General features: G+C 66.9%; 5 protein-coding genes. All 5 read left to right on the forward strand.

Annotated elements, in window-relative coordinates; all coding sequences use genetic code 11:
- The first annotated feature begins 109 nt into the window (after window positions 1-109).
- The 5 genes from fhuF to AC07N6_RS07740 all read left to right on the forward strand — a co-directional run bounded on the left by fhuF (window position 110) and on the right by AC07N6_RS07740 (window position 6,698).
- On the forward strand, window positions 110-844 hold the full coding sequence (gene fhuF, locus AC07N6_RS07720; protein ID WP_494779725.1) for a siderophore-iron reductase FhuF: 735 nt from the start codon (window positions 110-112) through the stop codon (window positions 842-844).
- Between the two features lie 105 nt (window positions 845-949).
- Window positions 950-1,954 carry a GNAT family N-acetyltransferase gene (locus AC07N6_RS07725; RefSeq protein WP_494779726.1) on the forward strand — a complete coding sequence of 335 codons (1,005 nt, stop codon included), beginning with the start codon at window positions 950-952 and terminating at the stop codon, window positions 1,952-1,954.
- 13 nt (window positions 1,955-1,967) lie between these two features.
- A complete protein-coding gene (locus tag AC07N6_RS07730; protein ID WP_494779727.1) occupies window positions 1,968-3,299 on the forward strand; it encodes a lysine N(6)-hydroxylase/L-ornithine N(5)-oxygenase family protein in 1,332 nt (443 codons plus the stop codon).
- A 55-nt stretch (window positions 3,300-3,354) separates the two neighbouring features.
- Entirely contained in the window at window positions 3,355-5,493 is a 2,139-nt protein-coding gene (locus tag AC07N6_RS07735; protein WP_494779728.1) for a TonB-dependent siderophore receptor, read from the forward strand.
- A gap of 251 nt (window positions 5,494-5,744) precedes the next feature.
- A complete protein-coding gene (locus AC07N6_RS07740) occupies window positions 5,745-6,698 on the forward strand; it encodes an alpha/beta hydrolase (RefSeq protein WP_494779729.1) in 954 nt (317 codons plus the stop codon).

Genomic DNA, 6,698 nt, shown 5'->3' on the forward strand with positions numbered 1-6,698 from the left:
CGGGCAAATATTTAGGCGCTGCGGCAGGCCTGAACAAAATCCCTCGCCATTCGTCAGCATTGATGAGCACGATCGGCGATCGCGCCGCCCTACTTTGCTCCCGTCTTCCGTGCTGCCCATCCTTGCATCCCTGTTCGACCGGCGTACCGCCGCCTACGCCGCCCGCTTGTGCTGCGACGCGCACCATTACCGGCAAGCCCTGCCGCTGATGGAGTTGCTGGATGGCGCTCGCCTGGACCAGACCATGCGCCGTTACGCCGCCCACCGGCGCAGCGACGACCTGCGCGCTGTCGCCTCCGCCTGGAGCCTGGACTACTTCGCCGCGATGCTGGTGCCGGCCATCGCGGCCATGGCCGCTCTGCGCCACCGCCTGCCGCTGGCGGCCGCGCAGGTGCGGGTCATGCCGGCCGAGAACGGCGGCGTGGCGCGCATCTGCCTGCCCGGCGCCGGCCACGCCTGGCCTGACGCCGCGCCGCCAGAACGCTACGAAGAGCTGGTCTGGCAGCATCTGATGCCGCTGGTCGTGGCGCTCAACAGGCGCTTCAAGACCCCGTCGGCCATCCTCTGGGGCAATGCCTTGCGCCGCATCCACGCGGTCCTGCAGCGCGGCGCCCTGCTGGCGCTGCCCGCGCACGAGGCGCTGGCGGCCGACCGCCGGCTGTTGCTGGACAGCCCCCTTTGGCCCGACGGCCGCGTCAACCCCCTTTACCACCGTCGGGCCGACCCGCCGCCGGGCGCGACTTACCTGCACCGCAATTGCTGCCTGTATTACCGCCTGCCGGACGAAGGCTATTGCAACGCCTGTCCGTTGCGCGCCAAACACGGCAAAGCCGGACTCGATTAGGCAAGCGACAACCATCGGCTAAACAAAAGTGATTTCCATTCGTCTTTCTGATGACGGCCTGCGCATCACCTTGCAACGGCGCGGCCGACCAGGAGCTGACGACCGATGGAACAAGCAGGCTTTACCGATACCGCGCCAGGCGCCCCCTATCTTGCCCATGTCGATGGACATCCGTACGCAGTGGACGTCGACGGCGACGTGGTGCGCGTGCGCCTGCCGTCCGGGCAATTCCATTCCTGGCGACTGCGGCGCCGCACCGTCCCAAGCGCCGCGCAAGCGGTTCCGGCGCCGCGCTACGACGCGCATCCCGCCGAACTGGCGGCGCTGGAGATGCTGTGGTCGGACGAGCGGACGCTCGACCTGCAACCGCTCATGCCTGACGGCGGCGCATCCGCCTGGAGCTGCCCCGGCATGTTCTGGCAGCAGACCCGCAACTGGCTGGCCCGGCCGCAACCGCCCCTGCCATTGCGCCATTGCATCAGCGAAGGCCGGCGTCATCCGCAGCGCCCGCCCAAGCCCGCCGGCACCGTCTATCGCCGCCACATCCCCTGGCTGGGCCAGAGCCTGTCGCTGCGCGCCTTCAACATGGATGGCGACCTGCCGCACCTGAACCGCTGGATGAACGATCCGGACGTCGCCCATTTCTGGCAGGAACAGGGCGACCTCGAACACCACCGCAACTACCTGGCCAGGCTGGCCGCCGATCCGCACGTCTACCCGTTGATCGCCTGCCTGGACGAGACGCCCTTCGCCTATGTCGAGATCTATTGGGCGCGCGAAGACCGCATTGCCCCCTTCTCCGACGCCGGCGAATACGACCGCGGCTGGCATGTGCTGGTCGGGGAGCCGGCCTTTCGCGGCAAAGCCTTCGTCAGCGCCTGGATGCCCTCGGTATCGCACTACCTGCTGCTGGACGATGCCCGCACCCAGCGCATCTGGATCGAGCCGCGCGCCGACAACCACAAGATGTTGCGCAGCCTGCAGCGCAGCGGCTACGCGCTGCTCAAGGAATTCGACTTCCCCCACAAGCGAGCCATGCTCGGCATGCTTTCGCGCGAGCGTTTCTTCGGCGAACGGCTCTGGATGCCGGGCGCCGCCAGCGCCAACTGACCAGGACCACGACATGCAAACACATGAGCTGATCGGGATCGGCTTCGGCCCCTCCAACATCGCACTTGCCATCGCCTTGCAGGAACAGCAGCGCCACGCCGGCGCCGCCGACATGTTCTTCATCGAACGGCAGGATAGCTTCGCCTGGCACGGCGACATGCTGCTGGACAACTCGCACATGCAGATCTCCTTCCTCAAGGATCTGGCGACGTTGCGCAACCCGGCCAGCCGCTTCACCTTCCTCAACTACCTGCACCAGAAAGAACGTCTGAGCGACTTCATCAATCTCAAGACCTTCTACCCCAGCCGCCACGAGTTCAGCGACTACCTGCGCTGGGCGGCCGACCAGTTCAGCGCCTGCTGCGGTTACGGCGAGGAAGTATTCGAGGTGCAGCCGCAGCTTCAGGAGGGCAAGGTGCGTCTTCTGCGCGTGCGTTCGCGTACCCGCGATGGCCGCGTCATCGAGCGCCTGGCGCGCAACCTGGTGATCGGCGTGGGCGGCTCCGCCAACATTCCCGAGACCTTCCGCGGCCTGCGCGGCGACGCCCGCGTGTTCCACTCCAGCGCTTACCTGCGGCATATCTCGGCACTGGACAAGCCGGCCCGCATCGCCGTCATCGGCGCCGGGCAGAGCGCAACCGAGATATTCCTCGACCTGCATGCGCGCAACGCCGGCCATCAGGTCGACTTCATCATGCGCAGCCGCAACATCAGGCCGTCCGACGACAGCCCCTTCGTCAACGAAGTCTTCAATCCTGAATACACCGACTACGTCTACCGCCAGGACGAGCAGACCCGCAGCGCCCTGATGGAAGAATTCATGCAGACCAACTACGCCGCTCCCGACCTGGCGCTGATCGAGGAGGTCTACCAGGTCTTCTACAAGCAGAAGGTCACCGGCCATGAGCGGCACCGCCTGCTGCGCTGCCACGACGTCGAGCGCGCCCGCGCCGACGCCGACGGCATCTGGCTGAACCTGCGCGACCTCGACGGCGGCGGCGCCCACACGCGCCGCTACGACGCCGTGGTGCTGGGCACCGGCTATACCCGCGAGCTGCACAAGGAGCTGCTGGCGCCGTTGGCGCCCTACCTGCCGCAATTCAGTGTCGGCCGCGACTACCGCCTGCAAAGCACCGCCGAATTCGAACCCGCGGTGTTCCTGCAAGGCAGTTGCGAACCCTCGCACGGCATCAGCGACACGTTGCTCTCGGTGATCGCCATTCGCACCGCCGAGATCGGCCAGGCCCTGCATGACCGCGACGAAACCGGGCCCTTCGCGGCGCGGCGGGCCATGGTCGCCGGCATCGCCGCCATCAGCCGCGGCAGCCCCCAGTTTTCGCTCTAAGCGAATTACCTGCCGGCAGCGCCGGTTCTTTTTCAACCCGATCACAACCAACACCATGACACAACAATATAGGGGGAAGCCCGTCAACCAGCGCACGCTCGCGTTTCTGGCCGTGCAGTGCGCACTGCTGGGCCTGGCCGCGCCGGCCTGGGCGCAACAGCAATCGCTACCGGAAGTGAAGGTCAGCGCCGACGCCGAGACCGCCACCGGCCCGGTCAGCGGCTACGTCGCCAAGCGCACCGCCACCGGCACCAAGACCGACACGCCAGTGCTGGAACTGCCGCAATCGATATCGGTGGTCACCCGCGACGAGATGGAAGCGCGCGGCGTCACCTCGCTGCTGGAGGTGCTGCGCTACATGCCCGGCGCCAATACCGAGACCCACGGCGTCGACCCGCGCGGCTATGAATACTTCAACCTGCGCGGCTTCATCAACGCCCAGGTCACCAGCAACTTCCTCAACGGCCTGCGCCAGATCCCCGGCGGCTTCGGCCAGTTCCGCACCGAGACCTATGGCATGGAGCGCATCGAAGTGCTGCGCGGCCCCGGCTCGGTGACCTTCGGCCAGGCCGACCCCGGCGGCGTGATCAACCGCGTCAGCAAGCTGCCCGGCGCCGGCACCCCCAACGAGCTGGGCGTGGACGTCGGCTCCTTCAACCGCAAGCAGGTCGTGGCTGACCTCAACGGCCAGACGCAGGACGGCCAGTACCTGTGGCGCGTGGTGGGCCTGGGCCTGGACAGCGACAACCAGTTCAAGTACGGAAATGGCCAGTCCGGCAGCAATAACCGCTTCTACCTGGCGCCCTCGTTCACATGGCGCCCCTCCGCCAGCACCTCGCTGACCCTGATGGCAGACTACATCAACGACCGCAACGGCAGCGGCCGCTGGACCGTGGTGCGCCCGGGCAATGTATTGACCCACACCATGATCGGCGCCCCCAACTTCGACCGCCAGAGCAATGACCAGTGGTCCTTCGGCTACCAGTTTGAGCACAAATTCGACGGCGCCTGGACCTTCCGCCAGCATTTCCGCCAGGCCAACCTGAAATCAGTCTACGCCGCCCTCAATCCGGGCGTGCTGACCGGCGCCCTGCTCACCCGCGGCACCACCGTCTACAACAGCCAGGTCGACAACACCCTGGTCGACAACCAGCTTGAAGGGCGCATCAAATGGGGCGACACCGAGCACACCGTACTGTTCGGCCTGGACTGGTCGCGCATGTACGACAGAGAAGTGCGCTACCGCGGCGCCGCGCCCAGCCTGAACATCAACAACCCGGACTACGGCGTCGCCATCCCGGCCGCGACCACGCTGTTCGGCAACCTTGAAGAAAACATGAACCAGACCGGCTTGTACGCGCAAGATCAGATCAAGTTCAACCAGCGTTTGATCCTGACCCTGGGCGCGCGCTGGGACAAGGTCAAGGACGAGACCCGCAACTACCTGACCAACACCACTTCGCGCAGCGACGACAACGCCCTTAGCGGCCGCATCGGGCTGTCCTACCTGGTCACCCGCGACATCGCCCCCTACGTCAGCTTTGCCACCTCCTTCCTGCCGCAGACCGGCTCGGACTTCAGCGGCAAGCCCTTCGACCCGACCAAGGCGCGCCAGGCCGAGGTCGGTGTGAAATACCAGCCGGCCGACGGCAAAACCCTGTTCACCGCCGCGCTGTTCGAGCTGACCAAGACCAATGTGCAAACGCCCGACCCGGCGCACCTCAACTTCAACGTGCTGAGCGGCGAAATCAAGTCGCGCGGCCTGGAGCTGGAAGCCAAGGGCGAGATCGTCAAGGGCCTGAACCTGCTGGCCTCCTATACCTATACCGACGTCAAGAACACCAAGAACAACAGCGCGAGCCTGCTCGGCAAGCAGCCCATCCTGGTGCCGCGCCAGGCGGCTTCGATCTGGGCCGACTACACCGTGCAAGACGGCCCGCTGGCCGGCGCCGGCATCGGCGGCGGCGCGCGCTACACCGGCAGCAACTACGCCGACACCGCCAACACCCTGAAGAACGGCGGGGTGACCGTGTTCGACGCCGTGTTCCACTACAACCTGAACCGCTGGCGCTATGCGCTCAACATCAGCAACATCGCCAACAAGGAGTACACCTCCTGCCTGGCCGAGCCGACCACGACCTGCTTCTGGGCGCCGGAACGCACCGCCATCCTGAGCGCGCGCTATCGCTGGTAAGAACCTGTTGATGATCTCGCCGGGAGTTGATCGAATGCCATATCAGGATGGGCTGCAAGGCGCAAAACGTAGCCGGGCCGTGGCCCGGCGAGGCTTTGCAACGCCGCAGAGCGCCTGAAAGGGTATGTGAGCAAGCCCGGACGGGATCGCAAACAGGTTCTAAGGCGTACCGATGACGAAGAAGCGGGACAAGCTTCCAGCTCCACGACCTGACAGCCGGCCTCGCGCCGGCTTTTTTCCTGAGGAACCCCATGCAACTGCACCCCGAGCTCGAAGCCTTCCTGGCACTGGTGGACGCCGGCATCCAGAGCGGCCGCCAGCAGCCCATGCACCGCAAGACCGTGCAACAGGCGCGCGCCGACTACGAAGCCGCCGCTCCCATGCTGGACCTGCCGCCCGACGGCCTGGCCGAACGGCGCGAACTGGAACTGGCCATGCGCGACGGCGCGCGCATCGGCGCCCGCCTGTACGCCCCGGCGCCGCTGGATACGGCCGCGCCGCAGCCGGTGCTGCTGTACTTCCACGGCGGCGGCTACTGCGTGGGCAGCCTGGACTCGCACGACACCCTGTGCAGCGCGCTGGCCGCGCGCGCGCCGTGCTGCGTGCTGGCGGTGGACTACCGGCTGGCGCCGGAATACCGTTTTCCGACCGCCTTCGAGGATGCCGCCGACGCCTACGACTGGCTGCTGCAACACGGCCCGGCGCTGGGACTGGACACCGCGCGCCTGGCGGTGGGCGGCGACAGCGCCGGCGGCACCCTGGCCGCCACGCTGGCGCTGCAGGCGCGCCGGGCAGCCCGCGCGCCCTGCCTGCAATTGCTGCTCTACCCGTGCGCCAGCGCCCGCCAGGACGGCGATTCGCACCGCCGCTTCCGCACCGGCTACCTGCTGGAGGGAGCGACCTTGCAATGGATGTTCGGCCACACCCTGAACGGCGAACACGAACGGGATGACTGGCGCTTTGCGCCGTTGCAGGCGGCCGACGTCGCCGGCGCGGCGCCGGCGCTGGTGGTCATCGGCGACCACGATCCGCTGCTCGACGAAGGCATGGCCTATGCCGACAAGCTGCGCCAGGCGGGCGTGCCGGTGCAACTCGACATCCATCGCGGCATGGTGCATGACTTCCTGCGGCTGGCAATGGTGGTCGCCGAGGCCGACCAGGCGCGCACCGACATCGCCGCCAAGCTCGCCGCGGCGATGCGCTGA

The organism is Herbaspirillum sp. GW821-FHT09A12, from assembly GCF_059418325.1.

Bases quoted from the DNA above. Each gene is read 5' to 3' on its own strand.
- AC07N6_RS07725 (WP_494779726.1), top strand. From the start codon at position 950: ATGGAACAAGCAGGCTTTACCGATACCGCGCCAGGCGCCCCCTATCTT.
- AC07N6_RS07730 (WP_494779727.1), top strand. From the start codon at position 1,968: ATGCAAACACATGAGCTGATCGGGATCGGCTTCGGCCCCTCCAACATC.
- AC07N6_RS07735 (WP_494779728.1), top strand. From the start codon at position 3,355: ATGACACAACAATATAGGGGGAAGCCCGTCAACCAGCGCACGCTCGCG.
- AC07N6_RS07740 (WP_494779729.1), top strand. From the start codon at position 5,745: ATGCAACTGCACCCCGAGCTCGAAGCCTTCCTGGCACTGGTGGACGCC.